The sequence below is a fragment of the Rhizobium sp. NRK18 genome, assembly GCF_024385575.1.
Lineage (GTDB): Bacteria > Pseudomonadota > Alphaproteobacteria > Rhizobiales > Rhizobiaceae > JANFMV01.
This window is the reverse complement of sequence record NZ_JANFMV010000001.1, coordinates 2,321,889-2,342,101: the sequence shown is the minus strand read 5'-3', so window position 1 is coordinate 2,342,101 and position 20,213 is coordinate 2,321,889. Positions and strand designations below refer to the sequence as shown.

The following is a 20,213-nucleotide window of genomic DNA, read 5'->3' as shown; positions in this document are numbered from 1 at the left end:
TCCGCAGCGGCCCTGGCATGTCTTGTTTGCCCGTCAGAGCACCAGGCGGAACTTGGCGAAGCCGTCGGCGCCGTCGCCGGCATCTTCGATCTTTGCGCTCTTGACCGACGATGCATACTGCCGGCCCTTCGGCCCGGTGTCGAAGACGGCGGTGGTACCTTCCATCGGCTTGAACGACCAGTTGTCGTCCGCCGACGGATTGATGGTGCCCTGATCGATGATGTAGCGCACGATCACGTCGCGGTTGGTATCCGGACCCACGAAGACGATCTTGCTGTCGTTGATGTCCGGGAAGTTGCCGCCGCCGCCGGCGCGGTAATTGTTGGTGGCGACCACGAACTTATTCTCCGGATCGATCGGCTTGCCGTCGAACTTCAAATCGACGATGCGGCCGGCGCCGTTGGAGACCTTCTTGCCGTCCTTGTCGAACATGGCCGGCTGTGACAGGTCGATCTGGTAGGTGACGCCGTCGATGACGTCGAAATTGTAGGACGGGAAATCGGGGTTGAGCAGCGGCGCATCCTTGGCGCCGGGCTTGACCTGGTTGAACATGCCGGCCGACATTTCCAGCCAGTTCTTCACTTCGGCGCCGGTGATCAGCACGGCGCGCACGGTATTGGGATAGAGGTAGAGGTCGGCGACGTTCTTGATGGCGATATCGCCGGCCGGAACGTCGGTGTAATAGTCCGCACCGCCGCGGCCGCCGGCCTTGAACGGGGCTGCCGCCGAGAGCACCGGATAGTCCTTGTATTCCGTGTCTTTGAGCATGTCCTTGATGTACCAGGTCTGGGCGATCGAGACGATCTGCACCGACGGGTCGTCGGCGACCAGCGCGAAGTAGGAGTAGAGCGGCGCGGATGTCTTGCCGACCGGCGTGCGGACGTAGGCGAGCGTTTCCTCGTGCTCCTTTTTCACCGCATCGGTGATGCGTTCGTCGCTCTTGACGTCGGCGACGATCTTCCGGTCTTCGGTACGGTGATAGATCGGCCGCGCCTCGGTCGTAAAATCGACGACCTTCCAGGATTTGCCGTCCTTTTCGAGAAGCAGATCGATCAGGCCCATGTGCGAGCCCCAGAAACCGCCCATGACGGCGGGCTTGCCTTGCAGCGTGCCGCGCACCGGATCGACGCCGGCCATGCCGTCCCAGGTCTTCGGACCGGGGAAGACGAGATGCTGGTGGCCCGTGAACACCGCATCAATGCCCTCGACGCCGGCGACATAGAGCGAGGCGTTTTCCATGCGCTCGCCTGGGCCGGTCGCATCGATGCCGGAGTGGGAGAGGGCGATCACGATATCCGCGCCTTCCTCCCGCATGGCCGGCACCCAGGCCTTGGCCGCTTCGACGATGTCGCGGGTCTGCGCCTTGCCCTCAAGGTTTTTGGCATCCCAGACCATGATCTGCGGCGGCACGAAACCGATGAAGCCGACCTTGACCGGGCTCATCTCGCCGGAGCCGTCCTTGATCTGTTTCTCAAGGATCACATAGGGCTTGAAGAAGAGCTCGTCGTCCTTCGGGTTGGACGCCAACTGACCCTTGGTCAGGTTGGCGCAGACGATCGGGAAATTGGCGCCGTTCAACACGTTGAACATGAAATCGAGGCCGTAGTTGAACTCGTGATTGCCGAGCGTGCCGCAATCATAGCCGAGCATGTTCATGGCCTTCATCACCGGATGCATGTCGCCGGCCTTCATGCCCTTCTTGTAGGCCATGAAGTCGCCCATGGGATTGCCCTGCAGAAGGTCGCCATTGTCGATCAGCATGGAGTTGCCGGCCTCGGCCCGGATCCCGTCGATGATCGAGGCGGTGCGGGCCAGACCCATCGTGTCGTTCGGCTTGTCGGCGTAATAGTCGTAGGGCAGCAGGTTCACATGGATATCGGTCGTTTCCATGATCCTGAGATGCGCCTGGTTGGCGGCGGCGTGCGCGGCGAACGGGTGCAGCATGATGAAGGCCGAACCGGCGGCAAGCCCACCGAGCAGCGAGCGGCGGGTGAGCGCGGTGGAGGAGAGGAGGTGGGGCATTGTCTGTCTCCCAGATCGAATTCGATGACGATTGGTCGGGCGCTAGGCCTTCCCGGCTTGGTTGTCGTTACGTCGGAATTGATGGCGGGATGATGACAGTGACGGTCCGGGATGGCCAGATGAATTATTGTCCCTTTGGTAAAATAAATCGTCGCAGGGGAAAGCATGCGGCGAACGCCGATCGCTTGATTTTAGCCGCTCCACGCCTAGGTTTTCGCCGGGAGCCTCCGCCATCCGGCGAGGTCGCGCGATCGCGCAAGCCTTTCCATCTCCAGGGACCACAGTTTGATCAAGGGAAACCAGACATGACCTTCGTTTGCACCGGCTATGCTGCCTCCGCCGCCGACAAGCCCCTCGGACCGTTCTCGTTCGACCGCCGCACACCGACCGACGAAGACGTCGAGATCGACATTCTCTATTGCGGCGTCTGCCATTCGGACCTGCACATGGCGCGCAACGAATGGGGCGGCACGACATTTCCGATCGTCCCCGGCCATGAGATTGTCGGCCGAGTGAAATCGGTCGGCTCCAAGGTCACGAAATTCAATGCCGGCGATCTCGTCGGCGTCGGCTGCATGGTCGATTCCTGTCGTACCTGCCCGAGCTGCCAGGAAGGCCTGCAGCAATATTGCGAGACCGGCGGCATGGTCGGCACCTACAACGGCAAGGACAAGTATCTGGGCGGGATCACCCAGGGCGGCTATTCCAAGGCGATCGTCGTCTATGAGGGTTTCGTGCTGAAGGTCTCGGAGAAGCTCGACCTTGCCGGTGCCGCACCGCTGCTCTGCGCCGGCATCACCACGTGGTCGCCGCTGCGTCACTGGAAGGTCGGCAAGGGCCAGAAGGTCGGCATCATCGGCCTTGGCGGGCTCGGGCACATGGGCCTGAAGTTCGCCCACGCCTTTGGCGCCCATACCGTGCTCTTCACCACGTCGCCGTCGAAGGCCGAAGACGCCAGGCGCCTCGGCGCGGACGAAGTGGTCGTCTCGAAGGACGCCGAAGCGATGGCGGCCCAGCGCGGCAGCTTCGACTTCATCCTCAACACGGTTTCCGCCGACATCGACCTCTCCGTCTATCTCGGCCTGCTGAAGCGCGATGGCGCGATGGTCAATGTCGGGCTGCCGGAAAAGCCCTACAGCTTCAGCGGTCGGCCGCTGATCGGCGGACGCCGCACGCTGGCCGGCTCGATGATCGGCGGCACCCCGGAAACCCAGGAAATGCTCGACTTCTGCGCCGAGCACGGCATCACCGCCGATGTTGAGGTCATACGCATGAACGAGATCAACGACGCCTATGAGCGCATGCTGAAGAGCGACGTGAAGTATCGCTTCTCGATCGACATGGCGAGCCTGTAAGGCTTCGCGAAGTACCTTCTAAGGTGCGCCGGTGCATTGCGGCACCGGCGCTTCAATGTTGTTTTAAATTGGTTGCATATTTGTAAATATAATATATCTTTAGTTGTATTGCATTCATTGTTTCGGGGGATTCAATGTCGCCAGTGCAAACAGCGGGAATATGGAGCGTGGCTGGGCTCGCGGCCATCCTTGGAGCATCCTTTGACAAGGTGTTCGATTACGGCAAGCAGTTTTACGACATCTACATAGAGGGTAGGTCGCGCGACTACGACAAGAAGCGTGAAAATCTCCACGAGATCATATCTTATTGGAAGGAAAGTGATGGTTTGGAGAAAAATCTTCTCTTCACCTCTCTCTATATAAAAGGCGGGCTGATAGAGGAGGATAATTACTGCACTGTTATCGCCTACGCCCAGCACTTTGGCGATTTCCAGAGAGCTCAGTTGGTTCTTTCATCCATTTTCGATGAGGATGAAAAACGCAAGTACTTCGCCAAGCCGCTTTGCAATATAGCTTCATATGCCCCAATGGCCGCGAATAAGGATGAGGCAGGGGTCGAACCTTCTTCGGTAGAAGAACGAATTCAGTCTGATGCCGCAGTTCCATGTCCCGCGGGAACACTCTTTACACAGTTTGGAAAGCAGGAGTCAGTGGACTTTGGGAAAAGGCTGGCACAGCTTTCCGTCACGAACGCCACCATAAACCTGCCCGAGTACATTCCGGGCTTTGATGCCAAGAATGTTGTTATCCGATACTTCCATTCTGAGGACGAGGCTGCGGCTCTGGCATGGCATGATTACTTCCAACTTGCTTGGCCGGATATTGATTTCAAATACGCTCGGTTGAGTGGCTATGAGAGCAAGATCGGGCCCAAGCGTTTCGAGCTCTGGTGGCCTGCCTCGGTTCCGGTGCCAGACAGCACTGATAAACTGAAGTGTGGAACGCAGCGTCCCAACATGTAGCCCTCAAAGCCCCACGTTCGGCCGTTCGATGATTTCTCGGAGCGCAAAGGACGAGTTGATCTTGACGACGTGGGGAAGGGCGGAGAGCCAGTCGCGGTGGATGCGCTCGTAGTCTTCGAGATCCTTCGCCGCGACCCGCAATATGTAGTCGTACTCGCCCGACATCAGGTAGCAGACCAGCACGTTGGGGCAGCGTTTGACAGCCGCCTCGAATTCGGAAAGCGTCTTGGCGAACTGTCCGGAGAGCGAGATGTGGACGATCACCATCATCTTGTAGTCGAGCGCCTTGTGCGACAGGCGGGCGTGATAGCCGGAGATCACGCCGGACTTTTCCAGGATGTCGAGCCGCCGGGAACAGGCCGATGCCGACAGGCCGACGCGCTCGGCAAGCTCGGCATTGGTGATCCGTCCCTCCTTCTGGAGGACGCGCAGGATCGAAATATCGACGGTATCCAATTCGTTCATTCGCACACTCTTCGAAATTTTTGATTTCAGCGCAATTTTCGTCGAAAAATGTGTTTTGGGCAACCATCCTTTGCAAGGACATTGCCCGGCCGGAATGGTTCACTCGCCGCATCTGAAAAAGCAGGCCGGCTCGAAACCGGCAAGAGAGAGGAACCAAGATGATCGTCGGCTGTCCCAAGGAAATCAAGAACCACGAATACCGCGTCGGCCTGACGCCGGGTGCCGTGCGCGAATACGTGGCCCACGGCCATCAGGTCATCGTCGAGACGAAGGCCGGGGCCGGCATCGGCGCGGACGATGCGGCCTACATGGCGGCCGGCGCGAAGATCGCCGCCAGCGCCAAGGACATCTTCGAAAAGGCCGACATGATCGTCAAGGTCAAGGAACCGCAGCCGTCCGAATGGGCGCAGCTGCGCGAAGGTCAGCTTCTCTACACCTATCTGCACCTTGCGCCCGATCCGGAGCAGACGAAGGGTCTTCTGGAATCTGGCGTCACCGCCATCGCCTATGAGACCGTGACCGACGAGCGCGGCGGCCTGCCGCTGCTCGCACCGATGTCGGAAGTCGCCGGCCGTCTGGCGATCCAGGCCGGTGCCACCTCGCTGCAGAAGGCCAATGGCGGCCTCGGTATCCTGCTTGGCGGCGTGCCGGGCGTGCTGCCGGCGAAAGTCACCGTCATCGGCGGCGGCGTCGTCGGTCTCCACGCCGCCAAGATGGCCGTCGGCCTCGGCGCCGACGTGACGATCCTCGACCGCTCGATCCCGCGCCTGCGCCAGCTCGACGACATCTTCAACGGCCGCATCCACACCCGCTATTCGACGATCGATGCGCTGGAAGAGGAAGTCTTCGCCGCCGATCTCGTCATCGGCGCCGTGCTGATCCCCGGTGCCGCCGCGCCGAAGCTCGTCACCCGCGAAATGCTCTCGGGCATGAAGAAGGGGTCGGTCATCGTCGACGTCGCCATCGACCAGGGTGGCTGCTTCGAGACCTCGCACGCCACGACGCACTCCGATCCGACCTACGTGGTCGACGGCGTTGTGCATTACTGCGTCGCCAACATGCCGGGCGCGGTGCCGGTTACCTCGGCGCACGCGCTGAACAACGCCACGCTGCACTATGGCCTGGCGCTGGCCGATCGCGGTCTGGCCGCCATCACCGAGGACAAGCATCTGCGCAACGGCCTCAACGTCCACAAGGGCCGCATTACCAACAAGGCCGTCGCCGAAGCGCTCGGCTACGATCTGGTGCAGCCGGAGGCAGCGATCCGGGCTGCATAAGAAAGACGGGCGCAAGTCCGCTTAGAAATCGTCGACCACGACACTGGGCCAGCCGCCTCCCATGCGGCTGGCTTTTTTGTTGCTTGGTATTCAAGGGCTTGCCGCATTCCGATACGGAAAGATAGGTTTTAGATATATCGAACATCTTGCAGCAGCGCCATAGTTGGATTATCTACGATATATCGAAAACATATCTTAAAGGAAAAATCATGTTCAAGCACATGCATGACAGGGACCACGACAAAGGTGAGGGGCATTGCGGTCACGGCCGCCATCGCCGGCACCGGGAAGCCTTCGTCGAAATGCTGGCGGCCAAGGGCGGTCACTTCGGGCGCGGCTTCATGGGCGGCGGCCGCGGCGGACGTGGCTTTGGTGACGACGGCGACGGACCGCGCGGCGGACGCTTCCTCGGCCAGGGCGACATTCGCACGCTGGTCCTGATGCTGATCGAGGACGAACCTCGCCACGGCTACGAGATCATCAAGCAGATCGAGGAACTGAGCGCCGAAGCCTACGCGCCGAGCCCGGGCGTCATCTACCCGACGCTGACCTTCCTCGAGGAAGCCGGCTATGCGGCGATCACCGAGTCGGAAGGCGCCAAGAAGCGCTACGCGATCACCGATGAGGGCAGGGCCTATCTCGAGGAAAACCGGGCGCTCGCCACCATGCTGTTCGAGCGGCTGAAGGCGATCGGCGAAAAGGCAAGCCGCATGCGCAAGTGGCGCGACGAGATGCGCGGCGGACCGGATCTGCCGAAGAGCGTCGAGGCGGCGATGATGAACCTGCGCGAAGTCGTCGCCCGCAAGCTGGAGAAGGACCCGGCCGCCGCCACCGACATCGTCCGCCGCCTGCTGGAGATGGCCGACGGGGTTGAGTGATCCGGGACGTCTTTGATCTCACCAAACTACCCGGAGCGAACCTTCGTTCCGGGCGGTTTCGTTTGCGCGAACGCCTATTGCAGCTGTTCGGCGAGAATGGTGCGCACGTCGGTGACGAAGGCCGCTTCGCCGGACTTCGGCGGCGTCAGGAAGAAATCGACGTCGCGCATGGCCGGCAGGCCGAATTTTTCGCCGACGGAAACGGCGCCGGGTGGCACGGCGGAGGCGTTGAGGCAGGTGACACCGAGCCCGGCCGATAGCGCCAGTTGCGCGCCGGCAATGCCGGAGGCCGAATGCGCCATGTCGAAGGCGATCTCATGCGCCGTCAGCTGTTCGATCACGTGCTGGCGCAGGCGGCAGGACCCCCTGAGCGCGATGACGGGCACCGGCGCGTTGCCGGGGTGGACAAAGGCCTCGTCGGCAACCCATCGCAAGGTTTCGCTGCGCACGGGGCGGCCGATGGGCGGATCGGGCGAATCGGGGTCCGGAATGCGCATGAACAGGCCGATATCGACGTCGCCGGGAGCCGTCTCGATCACCGAACTGCTGACGACGGCGACGTGCAGGCGAAGATCGGGATAGGTAAGGCGGATCTTCTTCAGCGTCGTGGCGATCGTGGCCGGCTCGAAATAGTCGGTGATCGCAAACCGGACCTCGCCGGCCAGCCGCAATCCCTTCATGTCCTGCATCGCCGTGTCGTTCAGCGCCAGGATGCGACGGGCATGGCCGAGCAACCGGTCTCCCGCCGCCGTCAACTGGGTGCCGGCCTTGCTGCGCAGGAAAAGCGCCGTGCCGCAGGTCTCCTCCAGCTTGCGGATCTGCTCGCTGACCGCCGATTGCGATCGGCAGAGCCGGGGTGCGGCCGCCGTCAGGCTGCCGGCGTCGGTGACGGTCACGAAGGCATGCAGGAGATCGAGGTCGAAGCGGGTCATTTTATTCACCAGTATATCCGATGGATGATATCATATATTCCCGGTTTTCCGATGAAAAGACCCGCGCTAGCCTTTCTTCAGCCCAGTCAAAGAGGCTTGAACGAAGGAGACTCATATGCCCGGTATCACCCTGACTCTGTCCGCAAAGACCGATCCGACCGAAACCGCGCGGCTGGCGGATGCCGTCGCGGAACTCACCTGCCGCGTGCTGCGCAAGGAGCTCGAGCGCACCACCGTCATCGTCCGCCATGTCGCCCGCGAGGACTGGTTCATCGCCGGCCAGTCGCTCGTAGCCCTCGACCGCAACGCCTTCCGCCTTGAGGTTGCCATCACCGACGAGACCAACACGCGCGAGGAGAAGGCGGCCTTTCACCGCGAAGCCTTCGCGCTTCTGTCGGAGCGGATCGGCAATCTGCATCCGCATTCCAACATCCACATCATCGACTGCCGTGCCACGGCCTATGGCTATGGCGGCGTCACGCAGGCGGAATACGCCTTCCGGCGCATGGCGGGCGCGTGATGATCGTCGAGATCGTCACCTTCGACCTGCCGCCCGGCACGGGACGGGCCGAGGCGATGACGCTCTACCGCCAGTCGGCCGGGAAATGGCTGATGAACAGCGACCTTGTCGGGAAATACTATTTTCTCGACGAGGACCGCTCCGTCGGTGGCGGCGTCTATCTCTGGCGCTCGCGGAAAGCCGCCGCCCATTGGCACGGCGAGGCCTACCGCAAGATGGTCGCGTCGCTCTACGGGTCGGCACCCAGGATCGAGATCTTCGACGCCCTGATCCGCGTCGATCCGGTTGCGGGGCAACTGAAGGAATTCTGAGGTTACGCCTGGCATTCTGACGGGGCAGGGCGAAGTTGCGGGTGGCGGCCAATCCGGTGATCTCCGGCGGCAACAGCGTCGCAATAGTCGCTCTTTTGCCCAAGCCCGTCGCGTGGGGTTTGCGCTCTGCGCCGCAGTCGGTATCAGATGGGGGGACCGAGTGATGATCCGTGATAATGGATGCCTATGCCTTCGATACCGCTGCCATTTGTCATCTGCCTTGTTCTTTGCCTCATCCTGGTGCGCATGCTCCGGCAGGCGGATCGCAGTCTAGGGCTTTTCCCGCTGCTCGTGGCATCCTTTGCCTTGCAGGCGGCAATGTCGGGTTTGAGCTGGAATATCGGCTGGCATCCCGCGCATCTGATCCAGCCGGTCATCGCTGCATGGCTGCCGGCGCTCTCCTTTGCAGCCTTTCGTCAGCTCAGCCGAAATGGCCGGGTGAGGCTTTCGGATTTGCTGCCGCACCTGCTGCCGGCGGTGCTGACGGCCCTTCTCGTCGCCTTTTGGCGGGAGCCACTCGACGCTGTGCTTTTTGTCATTTACCTCGGATACGGCCTTGCCCTGCTGCGGATTGCCCGACAGGGACCGGAGGCATTGTGCGCTGTACGGATCGCTGACGAGTGGACGGCGTACAGGGCGCTGGTGGCGATGGCAATCATGCTGATCGTGACGGCCTTCCTAGACGCTCTGGTGTCGCTCGATTTCGCCTTCGGGGATGGCAGGCAGGCGCCCACACTTCTGGGCGTGGCAAGCGTGCTCTGGCTGGCCATTGCCGGTTACGCGGCGACCATCGCCGATAACGCCCGTCCGGAAGGTGAGACCGATGGCGCTTCCGAGGGACCTTCCGCATCGTCGCAGCCGCCTCCTCAAAGCATCGAAGATGACCAGGCGATTGCAAGCCGCATCGATCTGCTGATGCGCGAGCAACATCTCTATCGCGATCCGGACCTCACGCTGGAGCGTCTGGCCAGACGTGCCGGTATCCCCGCCCGACAAATCTCCGGCGCGCTGAACCGCGTACACGGTCGCAACATCTCGCAGATCGTCAATGAATATCGGGTCGGCGATGCCAAGCACCGATTGGCCACGACCAGCGAGCCGGTGACGACCATCATGCTGGAATCCGGATTCGGCACAAAGTCGAACTTCAACCGGGAATTCCTGCGCGTCACGGGTGTCACTCCAAGCGCTTTCCGGCTCGCCGCTCACGACGCCACATCCGCGGCTGCGGCGAAAGCATCGGCCCCCTAGGCAGTCCATCAACATCATCTGCGATCTGACCTTAATCGCGATCATGGACGTCCGAGATCGTGATCGAGGACGCGGCCGTTTCGGATTCGGGCAAGTTGCAGCCGACCGGCGATCGCGTTCCGCCTCGGACCATGGCTGGGCGGCGCAGAGCGCCGGGGTATCCTGGATTCAGCACAGATGAGGAATGAGATGAACCCCTTGATGAGAATGGCCGCGATGATCTGCCTCGCAGTCTCGGCGGTACTGACGGTTGACGGTACCGCCCTTGCCGGTGACGTCGTTGGCGTCCGGCAGATCACGGCTTCGTCGAAGGCGCGCGGAGGCGACCTGGCCGTGACGGTCTGGTACCCCGCGGACAAGGGCGGCACGCCCGTCACGCTGGGCGAGAGCGCGTTCTTTCTTGGCACTCCGGCCATGGCCGATGCGCCGATTTCGGCAGGACGATATCCGCTGGTCCTTCTCTCCCATGGCGCGGGCCTTGGCGGCACGCCGCAGGCGATGAGCTGGATTGCAACACCACTGGCGAAGGCTGGCTTCATCGTGGCAGCCCCCATGCATCCGGGAAACGGCGGCGCTTATCGATCCGCCGAAGAGACGATCAAGCTTTGGCTGAGGCCGGGGGACATCACGGCGACACTGGATGCGGTGGAAAGCGATGCAGCATTCAAGCGAGGGCTGGAAGCGGGCAGGGTTGGCGTGCTGGGGCTTTCCATGGGCGGCAACACCGCCCTGGTGCTGGCCGGCGCGCGCATCGATCCAGCGCTTCTGGCCGGATATTGCGACACGGATGGTCTCAATGCATCGCTTTGCGGATGGTTGCGACAGAGTGGCGTCGATCTTCACACCATCGACATCTCATATGCCGGTCGCGACTATGGCGACAAACGGATCTGGTTTGCCATGGCGATCGATCCGGCACCGGTCGACGTCCTGCGGGCCGATTCATTTGCAAACGTCGATATCCCGGTCGAGATCGTCAATCTCGGTCAGCCGGGACATATCCCCCGGACCGCACTTGCCTCGGGCGTAGCAAAGGCCATTCCGGAGGCGACATATTCGACGATCGCGGATGCAAGCCATTACAGCATGTTCGGCGTGTGCAAGCCGGGGGCGGCCGAGCTTGCCGAGGCTGAGGAGATCGGCGATCCGATCTGCTCCGATGGCACGGGACAGTCACGCCTGAAAATCCATGAGAAGATGATCAGGATGGTGACGGACGCCTTCGACCGGGCCTTGAAGCCAGGCCGCTGACCGTCTGTCATCACTGTCGCGAAGATCTGGCCTGGACCCCGGATTTTCGCGACAGGTGCTGGTTGCGCGGCCCGTCCTATGCCGACTTCCGCTTCTCGATGTCCGGCAGGAACATCGTCAGGATGCCGAACGCGGGGAGGTAGGCGCAGAGGTGATAGACGAACTCGATGCCCTTGACGTCGGCGAGTTCGCCGAGGAGGGCGGCGCCGATGCCGGCGATGCCGAAGGCGAAGCCGAAGAACAGGCCGGCGATCAGCCCAACCTTTCCCGGCACCAGTTCCTGCGCGAAGACGATGATCGCCGAGAAGGCGGAGGCGAGCACGACGCCGATGATGACGGTCAGGACGACGGTCCAGAACAGATTGGCATAGGGCAGCGCGAGGCTGAAGGGCAGCACGCCGAGGATCGAGATCCAGATCACCACCTTGCGGCCGATCCTGTCTCCGACCGGTCCGCCGATCACGGTGCCGGCGGCGACCGCGCCGAGGAAGACGAAGAGCAGCAGCTGCGATTCGCGGATGGTCATGCCGAATTTCTCGATCAGGTAGAAAGTGTAGTAGTTCGTCAGGCTGGCGAGATAGATGTATTTGGAAAAGACCAAAAGGCCGAGAATGGCGATTGCGGTCAGAACCTGCTTGCGCGGCAGGCCCTCGCGCACGGTGCTACCGGCGCTTTTTGCCCGCTTCAGATGATTGCCGGCATACCAGCCGCCAACCCGCCACAGGATGAGGATGGCAAGCAGGGCGGCTGCGGAAAACCAGGCGATGCTATTCTGGCCGTTCGGCAGCACGATGAAGGCGGCGAGCAGCGGCCCGAGCGCCGTGCCGAAATTGCCGCCGACCTGGAAGAGCGACTGCGCCAGCCCGTGCCGGCCGCCGGACGCCATGCGGGCGATGCGCGACGATTCCGGATGGAAGACCGACGAGCCGAGGCCGATCAGGGCGCTGGCGAGAAGCATCAGCTCATACTGATGGGTGTTGGCGAGCAGGATCAGCCCGACCAGGGTGAAGCCCATGGCCGCCGCCAGAGAATAGGGCTGCGGGTGCTTGTCGGTATAGATGCCGACGAGCGGCTGCAGGAGGGAGGCGGTGACCTGGAAGGTCAGCGTCATCATGCCGATCTGGCCGAAATCGAGACCGTAACTGGATTTCAGGATTGGATAGACGCCGGCCAGCAGCGACTGCATCATGTCGTTGAGCATGTGGCAGAAGCTCAACGCTGCGATGATGGTGAAGGCGGTGGTGCCGGCCGCGGCGCGGTCGGCGGTTGTGGCGTCGGTCATGGGTGTCTCCGTCGGGCTGCCTGCTTTCGAGGCTGTTCTTGACCGGCAAGATACAGGCGGTTGTATCGGCCTGCTTTCGTGGTATGGTCTATCACTATCGCAACTGGGCCAAATCCTTGCACTTCCGCATCCTTAATTCGCCGGTTCCGGAGAGCCAGGAACAGTCGCTCGAGCGGCTGGAACGGACAACGACGCCGCTGGTCGCCAAGGCGAGCGAATTGCCGGACGGCTTCGTCGTCGCGCCACATGCCCATAGCCGCGCACAGCTGATCCATGCGCTGACGGGGGTGATTACCGTGACGACCGCGTTCGGCCGCTGGATGGTGCCGCCCGGCCATGCGCTCTGGATCCCGGCCCATGTCGTGCATTCGGTCGTCGCCAACGGCGATGTCAGCCTGCGCTCGCTCTATGTCATGCCCGGGGCCGTGGAAGGCCTGCCGGCGACGAGCCGGGTCGTCGGCATGACCGATCTGATGCGCAGCCTGATGATCGAGGCGGTGAAATTTCCGATGGGCTGTGAAGCCGAGGGCCGGGCCGGCCTGATCATGGCGCTGATCCTGGAGGAAATCCCCCATCTGCCGGAACTGCCGCTCGGCCTGCCGTTTCCCGCCGACCCGAAACTTGCCGGCCTCTGCGGCCGGTTCGTGCAGAATCCCTCGGCCGGCGCCTTGATCGACAGTTGGGCGGACCGGATGGGCATGAGCCGGCGGACCTTCACGCGCTTCTTCCGGCGCGAGACGGGCGTGAGCCTGTCCGACTGGCGCCAGCAGGCGAGCATTTTCGCAGCCCTGCCGCGCCTTGCGCGCGGCGATCTGGTGACCAATGTCGCGCTCGACCTTGGCTATGACAGCCCGGCGGCCTTCACCGTCATGTTCAAGCGCATGACCGGGGTGGCTCCGAGCAGCTATCTGCGCAACGCCGAAGGGTGACGGTCGTATAATTGCCTTTCCGCCCCTTGAAAGCGCCGTCAGCCTGAAATAGATATAAAAAATAATATGTATTAGGGAGGTATCGAAGCCGGTGCCTTCGCGCCCGTCATCGACCGGTGGATTGCCGGCCATGCGCAGGCAGTTCAGGAAAGGCCCCATTCATGCCCCAGAAGCCCGCCGTCACCGCCTTTTTCGACAGGCGCACCTTTTCCGTCCAGTATGTCGCGGCTGACCCGGCAACGGGCAAATGCGCGATCATCGACCCGGTGCTGGACTATGACGAGAAGTCCGGCGCGACCTCGACAGAGAATGCCGACGCGATCCTGAAATTCGTTGCCGACAACGGCCTGACGGTCGAATGGATCCTCGACACGCATCCGCATGCCGATCATTTCTCCGCCGCCCATTACCTGAAGGAAAAGACCGGTGCGCCGACGGCCATCGGCGCGCGTGTCACGGAGGTGCAGGCGCTGTGGAAGGCGCTCTACAACTTCCCGGACCTAGCCACCGACGGCTCCCAGTGGGATCGCCTGTTTTCGGCCGGTGACCGGTTCAAGGTCGGTAATATCGACGCGACGGTACTGTTCTCGCCCGGCCATACACTGGCCTCGATCACCTATGTGATCGGCGACGCCGCCTTCGTCCACGACACGCTGTTCATGCCCGACAGCGGCACGGCACGCGCCGATTTTCCCGGCGGCAACGCCAGCCGGCTCTGGCAGTCGATCGAGGAGATCCTGTCGCTGCCGGAAGATACCCGCATCTTCACCGGCCACGACTATCAGCCCGGCGGCCGCGAGCCGAAATGGGAAAGCACGGTCGGCGAGGAGAAGCGCGACAATCCGCATATTGCCGGCAAGGACGAGGCCGCCTTCATCGCCCTGCGCGAGGCGCGTGATAAAACGCTGCCGATGCCGAAGCTCATCCTGCATGCCCTGCAGGTCAACATTCGCGGCGGCCGTCTGCCCGAACCGGAGGGGAACGGCAGGCGCTATCTGAAGATCCCGCTGAACGCGCTTGAAGGCGCTGCCTGGGAATGAGCGCGGGGCTGGCCGGCACGCTGACGGCGCTGTTTTCCGGCAGTCTCGTCGGCTTCACCCTCGGGCTGATCGGCGGCGGCGGGTCCATCCTGGCGACCCCGCTGCTGATCTACGTCGTGGGCGTGGCGAGCCCGCATGTGGCGCTCGGCACCTCGGCTTTGGCCGTCGCGGTCAATGCCTATGCCAATCTCGTCAGCCATGCCCGCAAGGGCCATGTGCGCTGGCGCTGCGCGGCGGTGTTCGCCGGCATGGGCGTCATCGGCGCCTTCGGCGGATCGAGCCTCGGCAAGATGGTCGACGGCCAGAAGCTGCTCTTCCTGTTCGGACTGCTGATGATGGTGGTCGCGGCGGCGATGCTGCGCGGCCGGAAGAAAACGTCGACCTCGGACGCGCCTGTCGAGCCGCCGCATGTCTGCCTCCGCACGTCGGTCGTCGCGATCGGCACCGGCATGCTCTCCGGCTTCTTCGGCATCGGCGGCGGTTTCCTGATCGTGCCGGGCCTGATGTTTGCGACCGGCATGCCGATGATCAATGCGGTCGGCTCGTCGCTGCTCGCGGTCGGCACCTTCGGCCTGACGACGGCGGCCAATTATGCTGTCTCTGGCCTCGTCGACTGGACGATCGCCTTCGAGTTCATCACCGGCGGCATTCTCGGTGGCGTGATCGGCATGCTGGCGGCGTCCAGGCTGTCGACGAAGGGCCAGACGCTCACCAACATTTTCGCCGGCATCATCGTCGTCGTCGGCATCTACATTCTGGCGCGAAGCGGCATGGCGCTCTGGGGCTGAGCCGCCACAAAACCGCCATCTCCCGCCGTCAGGCGCGGTCGATCCGGCACTGATAGCAATTGTTGCGCGCCGAGCGGACATGCAGATAGGCGATGTCGTCGCGCGCCAGGAGGTCAGCGGCACGGGTTGGTATGTCACCGGTCGGTGTCACCGCGCCGCTGCCATAGACGATACGGTCGTTCGCGCCATAGCCGCGCACGATATAGTCGGGACTTTCCAGCATCGGCGGGACGATCTCCTCGGCCGCATAGCGCTCGCAGGGTTCCGCATGCAGGAAGATCGGACCGGTCTCGGCATAGGGCTGGAGGGCCGGGAAGGGACGATAGGCCAGCACCAGATAGGCCTCGCCCTTGCCGACGGTCTTCAGGCAATGCCGGCACGGCACGCCGTCGCCGTCGGAAATCTGCCGTTCTGGGGTCAGGCCATAGGCGTCCGGCCCGCCGGCCCAATAGGTTTCGGCGTCACCCGTGGGCATGGCGGAAAAGTGGATGGCGGTCATGCTGGTCTCCTTTGCGGTACGGAGGCCATGATCCGCCGTCAGAGGTGCTTCAGCCACCCGATACTTGCGCGACATCCCGCCTTGCCAGCTCCAGCAGTTCCTTGTCGCCTAAGGGGCGGACGAGGGCGTCGGAGGTGGAGACGGGCGTGAAGCCGTAACGCTGGTAGAGCTGCAGCGCGCGCGGGTGATCGAGCGTATTGGTCTGCACGGTCACGCGCTTCGGTTCCAGCATCCAGGCGGCGGTGATGGCCTGCAGCAGGAACCACTTGCCGACACCGAGGCCGAGGGCGTGTTCCATCAGGCCGAAATAGGAGAGTTCGACCGTCTCCTCGCTCTCGTGGAAAAGCTCGAAGAAACCGGCCGGCGCACCGTCGACATAAAGAACCGTGACGGAGACGCGCGGATCGCGCAGGATCGCCTCCAGCTTCTTGTCGGCGAGGCGCAGGCGGTTGACCCAGTGCCAGCGGCTGCCGACCTGCCGGTAGAGATAGCGGTAGAAGGGCAGCGGAATGTTCTTCGTCCGCATCAGCGCCGTATGGATGTTGACCGGGATCGGCAGGTTGGCCTTCGGCGGCGCGGTCATTTCCAGATGCGTGATATGGGCTTTCAGCGCCCGCGGCGATTTGGTCTGCTCGGCCATGCTGTCAAGCCTTCCCGGTGACGACCGGCGTGTCTTCCTTCGATCCCCATTCCGACCAGGAGCCGTCATAGAGGGTGTGATCTGCATGGCCGAGGCTTTCGAGCGCCAGCGAAATGATCGCCGCCGTTACGCCCGAGCCGCATGTGGTGGTGACCGGCCTGGAAAGATCAATGCCGGCGGCCTCGATCGTTTCGCGCAGCGCGGCGAGATCCTTCAAGCGGCCGGCCTCGGAAAAGACGCCGGCCGGCAGGCTCCTCGCCCCCGGCATATGGCCGGAACGCATGCCGGCGCGGGGCTCCGCCTCTTCGCCAGTGAAACGGCCGGCGCCGCGGGCGTCAGCAATCTGCCGGCTGCCGGAGGAGACGATCTCCTGCATGGCGGCAAAGGTCGTCACCTTGTGGAGACTTGGGCTGAGCTTGAAGGTGCCGGGCGCCGGTTCCGGAATGTCGGTCTCGAGCGGCCGGCCTTCCTTCTTCCAGCCGTCGATGCCGCCATCCATGATGAAGACCTTGGTGGCGCCGTACAGGCGGAACATCCACCAGACGCGCGGGGCGGTGAAGATGCCGGGGCCGTCATAGACGACGATCGTGTCGGTATCGGAAATGCCGAGCTTTTCCGCGGCGGCGGCGAATTCTTCCGCCGAGGGCAGGGTGTGCGGCAGGCCGGAGGACTGGTCGCAGATGGCGTCCTGGTCGAAGAAGACGGCGCCGGGCACATGGCCTTCGGCATATTCGGCGGCACCGTTGCGCTTCTGGGCCGGCAGATACCAGGAGGCGTCGACGATCCTGAATTCCGGTGCGCCCAGCTGCTTTTCAACCCAGTCGGCGGAAACGACGAACGGACTCTTTCCCTCGGTCATGATGGCTCCCTTGCCCAATCAGGCTTCCGGCGTTCCGAAACGGATGCGGAAGCGACGGTTTTCCTTACCCTTCTTGTCGATCTTGGCGATGTGAATCGCCCCGACCTCCTGGGTCTCGGATACATGGGTACCGCCGCAGGGCTGACTGTCAACGGAAGAATTCTCGCCGATGCAGACGAGGCTGACCCGGCCCATGCCGATCGGCGGCCGGACGTTCTTCGACTTGACGAGACCGGGATTGGCCTGGAGTTCCTCGTCGGTGATCCATTGCACGAAGATAGGATGGTTCTCGTTGACGAGCGCCATCAGCTTTGCCGTCACCTCGTCCTTGTCGATCGTCTCGGACATGTCGAAATCGACCCGGCTGTCGTCCTCGTTGACCGCCGCGCCGGTGATCGGGAAGGGGCAGACGACGGAGAGCAGGTGGCAGGCCGTGTGCATGCGCATCAGCTTGTAGCGTCGCGGCCAGTCGATGTGCAGGACCAGTGGCTCGCCGACGGCGGGCAACGCCTCGCCCTCCAGCGGCCGGTGCAGGATGATGTCCTTGGTCTCGCCATGGGTGGTGACGCCAAGCATGATCTTCGAGCCGTCGGCCCGCTCGAAGAAGCCTGTGTCGCCCGGCTGCCCACCGGAAGTGGCGTAGAAGCAGGTCTGGTCCAGCTCGACCGCCCCGTCTTCATGAACCGCGGTGACGACCGCCTCGCAGGTGGAGAGATAGAAGTCGTCGCGAAACAGAGGCTTGACGGGCATCGGGCATTCCTTTGATGGCGGACTTCACGCCGCCTGGAAAGGAACCTCGATCTCCGTCGGCTTCGTCAGCCATTGCGGGACCGGCAGATCCTTCGATGCAAGGAAGTCCGGATTGAAGAGTTTCGACTGGTAGCGGTTGCCGTAGTCGCAAAGAATGGTCACGACTGTATGGCCCGGCCCGAGGTCTTTGGCAAGGCGAATGGCGCCGGCGATGTTGATGCCGGACGAGCCGCCAAGGCAGAGGCCTTCGTTTTCGACGAGGTCGAAGATCAGCGGCAGGGCCTCGCGGTCGGGGATCTGGTAGGCGTAGTCCGGCGTGAACCCCTCGAGGTTCGCAGTGATGCGGCCCTGGCCGATGCCCTCGGTGATCGAGGAGCCGGACGACTTGAGTTCGCCGTTGTTGTAGAACTCGTAGAGCGCCGCACCTTCCGGATCCGCGAGACCGATCTTGATGGCCGGGTTCTTCGCCTTCAGCCCCATGGCAACGCCGGCGAGCGTTCCGCCCGAGCCGACCGCGCAGATGAAGCCGTCGACCTTGCCGGCGGTCTGCTCGAAGATTTCCGGCGCGGTGGTGGCGATATGGGCCTCGCGGTTGGCGACGTTGTCGAACTGGTTGGCCCAGATCGCCCCGTTTGGCTCTGTCTTTGCGAGTTCTGCGGCCAGCCGTCCGGAGACCTTCACGTAATTGTTCGGGTTCTTGTAGGGGACGGCGGGCACTTCGACGAGTTCGGCGCCGAGCAGCCGCAGCGCGTCCTTCTTCTCCTGGCTCTGGGTTTCCGGGATGACGATGACGGTGCGGTAGCCGAGCGCCTTGGCGACGACCGTCAGACCGATGCCGGTGTTGCCGGCGGTTCCCTCGACGATGACGCCGCCGGGTCTGAGCAGCCCCTTCTTTTCTGCGTCGCGGATGATGAAGAGCGCTGCGCGATCCTTCACCGACTGACCGGGGTTCAGAAACTCCGCCTTGCCGAGAATGGTGCAGCCGGTCGCATCCGATGCGCCTTTGAGCTTGATCAGCGGCGTATTGCCGATCGCGTCCAGAACGGTGGGGAGAAAGGTCATGGGGATCGCCTTCATGTCGTCGGGGGTCATAGATTCCATCGTCGGGTTTTCGGCGAGCGGCGGCAATAAAACAAGGAATTCTGTTTTACGCTGGCCAAGGAACGCGCCAAATTCATCTTATTTTTCGGGGCGCCTTTCCTCAATACATAGCGAAAACACGATTCCGGCTTGGTACCGCCATACTGCTGCTCCATATCTTCCGGAGAATACAAGAATGGCGAAGAGGGGATTTCGGAAAGCGCGCCGCAAGAGCTGCGCAGTTTGGAGATGTACCGGATGACCTCGTTCAACGCAAAACCCGAACATGGCGTAGTCTGGATCACGGGCGCGAGCTCGGGCATAGGCCGCGCACTGGCGCTGGAAATGGCCCGTCGCGGTTATACCGTCGCTGCCACCGCGCGCGATCATGACCGTCTCGTCGAATTGCAGGAAGAAGCCGGCGCCCTGAAAGGCGCCATCCATGTGCTCGACGGCGATGTCACCGAGCGCCAGGACATGGAGCGCGTGATCGCCTCGATCGAATACGAACACGGGCGCATAGCGCTCGCCGTCTTCAATGCCGGAATTTTCGAGATGGCGAAGCCGGGCGTCGAGCTGCGCCGGGCATTCGAGAAGTCGATTGCCGTCAACCTGACGGGCGTCGTCAACTGTCTCGTTCCGGCGCTCCGCCACATGCAGACCTATTCGCACGGCCAGATCGCCTTCATGGGCTCGGCGGCGGGCTATGCCGGGCTGCCGGGCAGCGCGGCCTATGGCGCGACCAAGGCGGCCCTCATCAACATGGCGCAGAGCCTGGCGCTGGATCTGGAAGGCTCCGGCATCTTCGTGCAGCTGATCAATCCGGGTTTCGTGGAAACGCCGATGACGGCGTCGATGCGCACACTGGCCGCCGGCCGGATCACGGCGGAGGAGGCTGCGAGGCGCATTGCCGACGGCTTGCAGGGCCACGCGTTCGAGATCGCGTTCCCGCGCCGTCAAGCTTTCGCAGCCAAGCTTCTCGGCATCCTGCCCTATGCGCTCTATTTCCCACTGCTGCGTTGGTTGCGCGGCAAGAGCGTCGCGCGCCAGCCGAAGTCGGTGGAAAGCACGCTTCACGCCGCCGAATAGCCCAAACGAAAACCGCCCGGCATGACCGGGCGG

The 20,213-nt window shown here is 62.8% G+C and carries 20 protein-coding genes and 1 pseudogene; 12 read left to right on the top strand and 9 right to left on the bottom strand.

Annotated elements, in window-relative coordinates; genetic code table 11:
* Nucleotides 1-33 precede the first annotated feature (33 nt).
* Entirely contained in the window at nucleotides 34-2,022 is a 1,989-nt protein-coding gene (locus tag NN662_RS10925) for a bifunctional 2',3'-cyclic-nucleotide 2'-phosphodiesterase/3'-nucleotidase (RefSeq protein ID WP_261930291.1), read from the bottom strand.
* Between the two features lie 305 nt (nucleotides 2,023-2,327).
* Here NN662_RS10925 and NN662_RS10920 point away from each other — a divergent pair, with 305 nt between their 5' ends.
* Together NN662_RS10920 and NN662_RS10915 are read left to right on the top strand one after the other, a co-directional pair.
* Nucleotides 2,328-3,377 (top strand): NAD(P)-dependent alcohol dehydrogenase, encoded by a 1,050-nt coding sequence (locus NN662_RS10920; RefSeq protein ID WP_261930290.1) that lies wholly within the window; start codon nucleotides 2,328-2,330, stop codon nucleotides 3,375-3,377.
* A 167-nt stretch (nucleotides 3,378-3,544) separates the two neighbouring features.
* Complete coding sequence (locus tag NN662_RS10915; protein ID WP_261930289.1) at nucleotides 3,545-4,339, top strand: hypothetical protein; 795 nt, start codon at nucleotides 3,545-3,547, stop codon at nucleotides 4,337-4,339.
* 3 nt (nucleotides 4,340-4,342) lie between these two features.
* Here NN662_RS10915 and NN662_RS10910 read toward each other — a convergent pair whose 3' ends face one another.
* Nucleotides 4,343-4,804, bottom strand: coding sequence for an Lrp/AsnC family transcriptional regulator (locus NN662_RS10910; protein ID WP_261930288.1), 462 nt, complete (start codon nucleotides 4,802-4,804; stop codon nucleotides 4,343-4,345).
* A 158-nt stretch (nucleotides 4,805-4,962) separates the two neighbouring features.
* On the opposite strand from NN662_RS10910, the gene ald reads away from it, so the two are divergent.
* Nucleotides 4,963-6,081 carry an alanine dehydrogenase gene (ald, locus tag NN662_RS10905; RefSeq protein WP_261930287.1) on the top strand — a complete coding sequence of 373 codons (1,119 nt, stop codon included), beginning with the start codon at nucleotides 4,963-4,965 and terminating at the stop codon, nucleotides 6,079-6,081.
* A 209-nt stretch (nucleotides 6,082-6,290) separates the two neighbouring features.
* Nucleotides 6,291-6,959, top strand: a complete 669-nt coding sequence (locus NN662_RS10900) for a PadR family transcriptional regulator (protein WP_261930286.1) — start codon at nucleotides 6,291-6,293, stop codon at nucleotides 6,957-6,959.
* A gap of 74 nt (nucleotides 6,960-7,033) precedes the next feature.
* Here NN662_RS10900 and NN662_RS10895 read toward each other — a convergent pair whose 3' ends face one another.
* A complete protein-coding gene (locus NN662_RS10895) occupies nucleotides 7,034-7,891 on the bottom strand; it encodes a LysR family transcriptional regulator (protein ID WP_261930285.1) in 858 nt (285 codons plus the stop codon).
* 115 nt (nucleotides 7,892-8,006) lie between these two features.
* Between NN662_RS10895 and NN662_RS10890 the strand changes: the two genes are divergently transcribed.
* The 4 genes from NN662_RS10890 to NN662_RS10875 all read left to right on the top strand — a co-directional run bounded on the left by NN662_RS10890 (nucleotide 8,007) and on the right by NN662_RS10875 (nucleotide 11,224).
* Nucleotides 8,007-8,411, top strand: coding sequence for a tautomerase family protein (locus NN662_RS10890; RefSeq protein ID WP_261930284.1), 405 nt, complete (start codon nucleotides 8,007-8,009; stop codon nucleotides 8,409-8,411).
* Nucleotides 8,411-8,722 carry a YdhR family protein gene (locus NN662_RS10885; protein ID WP_261930283.1) on the top strand — a complete coding sequence of 104 codons (312 nt, stop codon included), beginning with the start codon at nucleotides 8,411-8,413 and terminating at the stop codon, nucleotides 8,720-8,722. Before NN662_RS10890 ends, NN662_RS10885 begins: the two co-directional genes overlap by 1 nt.
* A 186-nt stretch (nucleotides 8,723-8,908) precedes the next feature.
* A complete protein-coding gene (locus tag NN662_RS10880; protein ID WP_261930282.1) occupies nucleotides 8,909-9,973 on the top strand; it encodes an AraC family transcriptional regulator in 1,065 nt (354 codons plus the stop codon).
* 189 nt (nucleotides 9,974-10,162) lie between these two features.
* Complete coding sequence (locus NN662_RS10875; protein ID WP_261930281.1) at nucleotides 10,163-11,224, top strand: alpha/beta hydrolase family protein; 1,062 nt, start codon at nucleotides 10,163-10,165, stop codon at nucleotides 11,222-11,224.
* 76 nt (nucleotides 11,225-11,300) lie between these two features.
* On the opposite strand, the gene NN662_RS10870 is transcribed toward NN662_RS10875, so the two are convergent.
* Nucleotides 11,301-12,506, bottom strand: coding sequence for an MFS transporter (locus NN662_RS10870; protein ID WP_261930280.1), 1,206 nt, complete (start codon nucleotides 12,504-12,506; stop codon nucleotides 11,301-11,303).
* Between the two features lie 83 nt (nucleotides 12,507-12,589).
* Between NN662_RS10870 and NN662_RS10865 the strand changes: the two genes are divergently transcribed.
* The 3 genes and pseudogenes from NN662_RS10865 (at nucleotide 12,590) to NN662_RS10855 (ending at nucleotide 15,263) form a co-directional block, all read left to right on the top strand.
* On the top strand, nucleotides 12,590-13,435 hold the full coding sequence (locus NN662_RS10865) for an AraC family transcriptional regulator (RefSeq protein WP_410010976.1): 846 nt from the start codon (nucleotides 12,590-12,592) through the stop codon (nucleotides 13,433-13,435).
* Between the two features lie 179 nt (nucleotides 13,436-13,614).
* Nucleotides 13,615-14,475 (top strand): annotated as a pseudogene (locus NN662_RS10860) (MBL fold metallo-hydrolase); the annotation flags it as partial.
* The gene (locus NN662_RS10855) at nucleotides 14,472-15,263 is read left to right on the top strand and encodes a sulfite exporter TauE/SafE family protein (RefSeq protein WP_261930278.1); all 792 of its coding nucleotides are present in this window, start codon (nucleotides 14,472-14,474) and stop codon (nucleotides 15,261-15,263) included. The pseudogene NN662_RS10860 and the gene NN662_RS10855, both read left to right, overlap by 4 nt.
* A 28-nt stretch (nucleotides 15,264-15,291) precedes the next feature.
* On the opposite strand, the gene NN662_RS10850 is transcribed toward NN662_RS10855, so the two are convergent.
* The 5 genes from NN662_RS10850 to NN662_RS10830 are packed head-to-tail and all read right to left on the bottom strand — an operon-like array spanning nucleotide 15,292 to nucleotide 19,073.
* The gene (locus NN662_RS10850; protein ID WP_261930277.1) at nucleotides 15,292-15,762 is read right to left on the bottom strand and encodes a DUF1203 domain-containing protein; all 471 of its coding nucleotides are present in this window, start codon (nucleotides 15,760-15,762) and stop codon (nucleotides 15,292-15,294) included.
* 49 nt (nucleotides 15,763-15,811) lie between these two features.
* Nucleotides 15,812-16,402 (bottom strand): GNAT family N-acetyltransferase, encoded by a 591-nt coding sequence (locus tag NN662_RS10845; protein WP_261930276.1) that lies wholly within the window; start codon nucleotides 16,400-16,402, stop codon nucleotides 15,812-15,814.
* 4 nt (nucleotides 16,403-16,406) lie between these two features.
* The gene (gene sseA, locus NN662_RS10840; RefSeq protein ID WP_261930275.1) at nucleotides 16,407-17,261 is read right to left on the bottom strand and encodes a 3-mercaptopyruvate sulfurtransferase; all 855 of its coding nucleotides are present in this window, start codon (nucleotides 17,259-17,261) and stop codon (nucleotides 16,407-16,409) included.
* Between the two features lie 18 nt (nucleotides 17,262-17,279).
* Nucleotides 17,280-18,011 carry an alanyl-tRNA editing protein gene (locus NN662_RS10835; RefSeq protein WP_261930274.1) on the bottom strand — a complete coding sequence of 244 codons (732 nt, stop codon included), beginning with the start codon at nucleotides 18,009-18,011 and terminating at the stop codon, nucleotides 17,280-17,282.
* 24 nt (nucleotides 18,012-18,035) lie between these two features.
* Nucleotides 18,036-19,073, bottom strand: a complete 1,038-nt coding sequence (locus tag NN662_RS10830; RefSeq protein ID WP_261931939.1) for a cysteine synthase A — start codon at nucleotides 19,071-19,073, stop codon at nucleotides 18,036-18,038.
* A gap of 276 nt (nucleotides 19,074-19,349) precedes the next feature.
* Between NN662_RS10830 and NN662_RS10825 the strand changes: the two genes are divergently transcribed.
* Nucleotides 19,350-20,180, top strand: coding sequence for an SDR family NAD(P)-dependent oxidoreductase (locus NN662_RS10825; RefSeq protein WP_261930273.1), 831 nt, complete (start codon nucleotides 19,350-19,352; stop codon nucleotides 20,178-20,180).
* The last annotated feature ends 33 nt before the right edge of the window (nucleotides 20,181-20,213 follow it).

Coding starts and splice junctions, on each gene's coding strand:
- NN662_RS10925 (WP_261930291.1), bottom strand. CDS start 2,022: ATGCCCCACCTCCTCTCCTCCACCGCGCTCACCCGCCGCTCGCTGCTC.
- NN662_RS10920 (WP_261930290.1), top strand. CDS start 2,328: ATGACCTTCGTTTGCACCGGCTATGCTGCCTCCGCCGCCGACAAGCCC.
- sseA (WP_261930275.1), bottom strand. CDS start 17,261: ATGACCGAGGGAAAGAGTCCGTTCGTCGTTTCCGCCGACTGGGTTGAA.
- NN662_RS10885 (WP_261930283.1), top strand. CDS start 8,411: ATGATCGTCGAGATCGTCACCTTCGACCTGCCGCCCGGCACGGGACGG.
- NN662_RS10850 (WP_261930277.1), bottom strand. CDS start 15,762: ATGACCGCCATCCACTTTTCCGCCATGCCCACGGGTGACGCCGAAACC.
- NN662_RS10890 (WP_261930284.1), top strand. CDS start 8,007: ATGCCCGGTATCACCCTGACTCTGTCCGCAAAGACCGATCCGACCGAA.
- ald (WP_261930287.1), top strand. CDS start 4,963: ATGATCGTCGGCTGTCCCAAGGAAATCAAGAACCACGAATACCGCGTC.
- NN662_RS10865 (WP_410010976.1), top strand. CDS start 12,590: ATGGTCTATCACTATCGCAACTGGGCCAAATCCTTGCACTTCCGCATC.
- NN662_RS10855 (WP_261930278.1), top strand. CDS start 14,472: ATGAGCGCGGGGCTGGCCGGCACGCTGACGGCGCTGTTTTCCGGCAGT.
- NN662_RS10875 (WP_261930281.1), top strand. CDS start 10,163: ATGAACCCCTTGATGAGAATGGCCGCGATGATCTGCCTCGCAGTCTCG.
- NN662_RS10835 (WP_261930274.1), bottom strand. CDS start 18,011: ATGCCCGTCAAGCCTCTGTTTCGCGACGACTTCTATCTCTCCACCTGC.
- NN662_RS10910 (WP_261930288.1), bottom strand. CDS start 4,804: ATGAACGAATTGGATACCGTCGATATTTCGATCCTGCGCGTCCTCCAG.
- NN662_RS10895 (WP_261930285.1), bottom strand. CDS start 7,891: ATGACCCGCTTCGACCTCGATCTCCTGCATGCCTTCGTGACCGTCACC.
- NN662_RS10880 (WP_261930282.1), top strand. CDS start 8,909: ATGCCTTCGATACCGCTGCCATTTGTCATCTGCCTTGTTCTTTGCCTC.
- NN662_RS10830 (WP_261931939.1), bottom strand. CDS start 19,073: ATGACCTTTCTCCCCACCGTTCTGGACGCGATCGGCAATACGCCGCTG.
- NN662_RS10825 (WP_261930273.1), top strand. CDS start 19,350: ATGACCTCGTTCAACGCAAAACCCGAACATGGCGTAGTCTGGATCACG.
- NN662_RS10900 (WP_261930286.1), top strand. CDS start 6,291: ATGTTCAAGCACATGCATGACAGGGACCACGACAAAGGTGAGGGGCAT.
- NN662_RS10870 (WP_261930280.1), bottom strand. CDS start 12,506: ATGACCGACGCCACAACCGCCGACCGCGCCGCGGCCGGCACCACCGCC.
- NN662_RS10845 (WP_261930276.1), bottom strand. CDS start 16,402: ATGGCCGAGCAGACCAAATCGCCGCGGGCGCTGAAAGCCCATATCACG.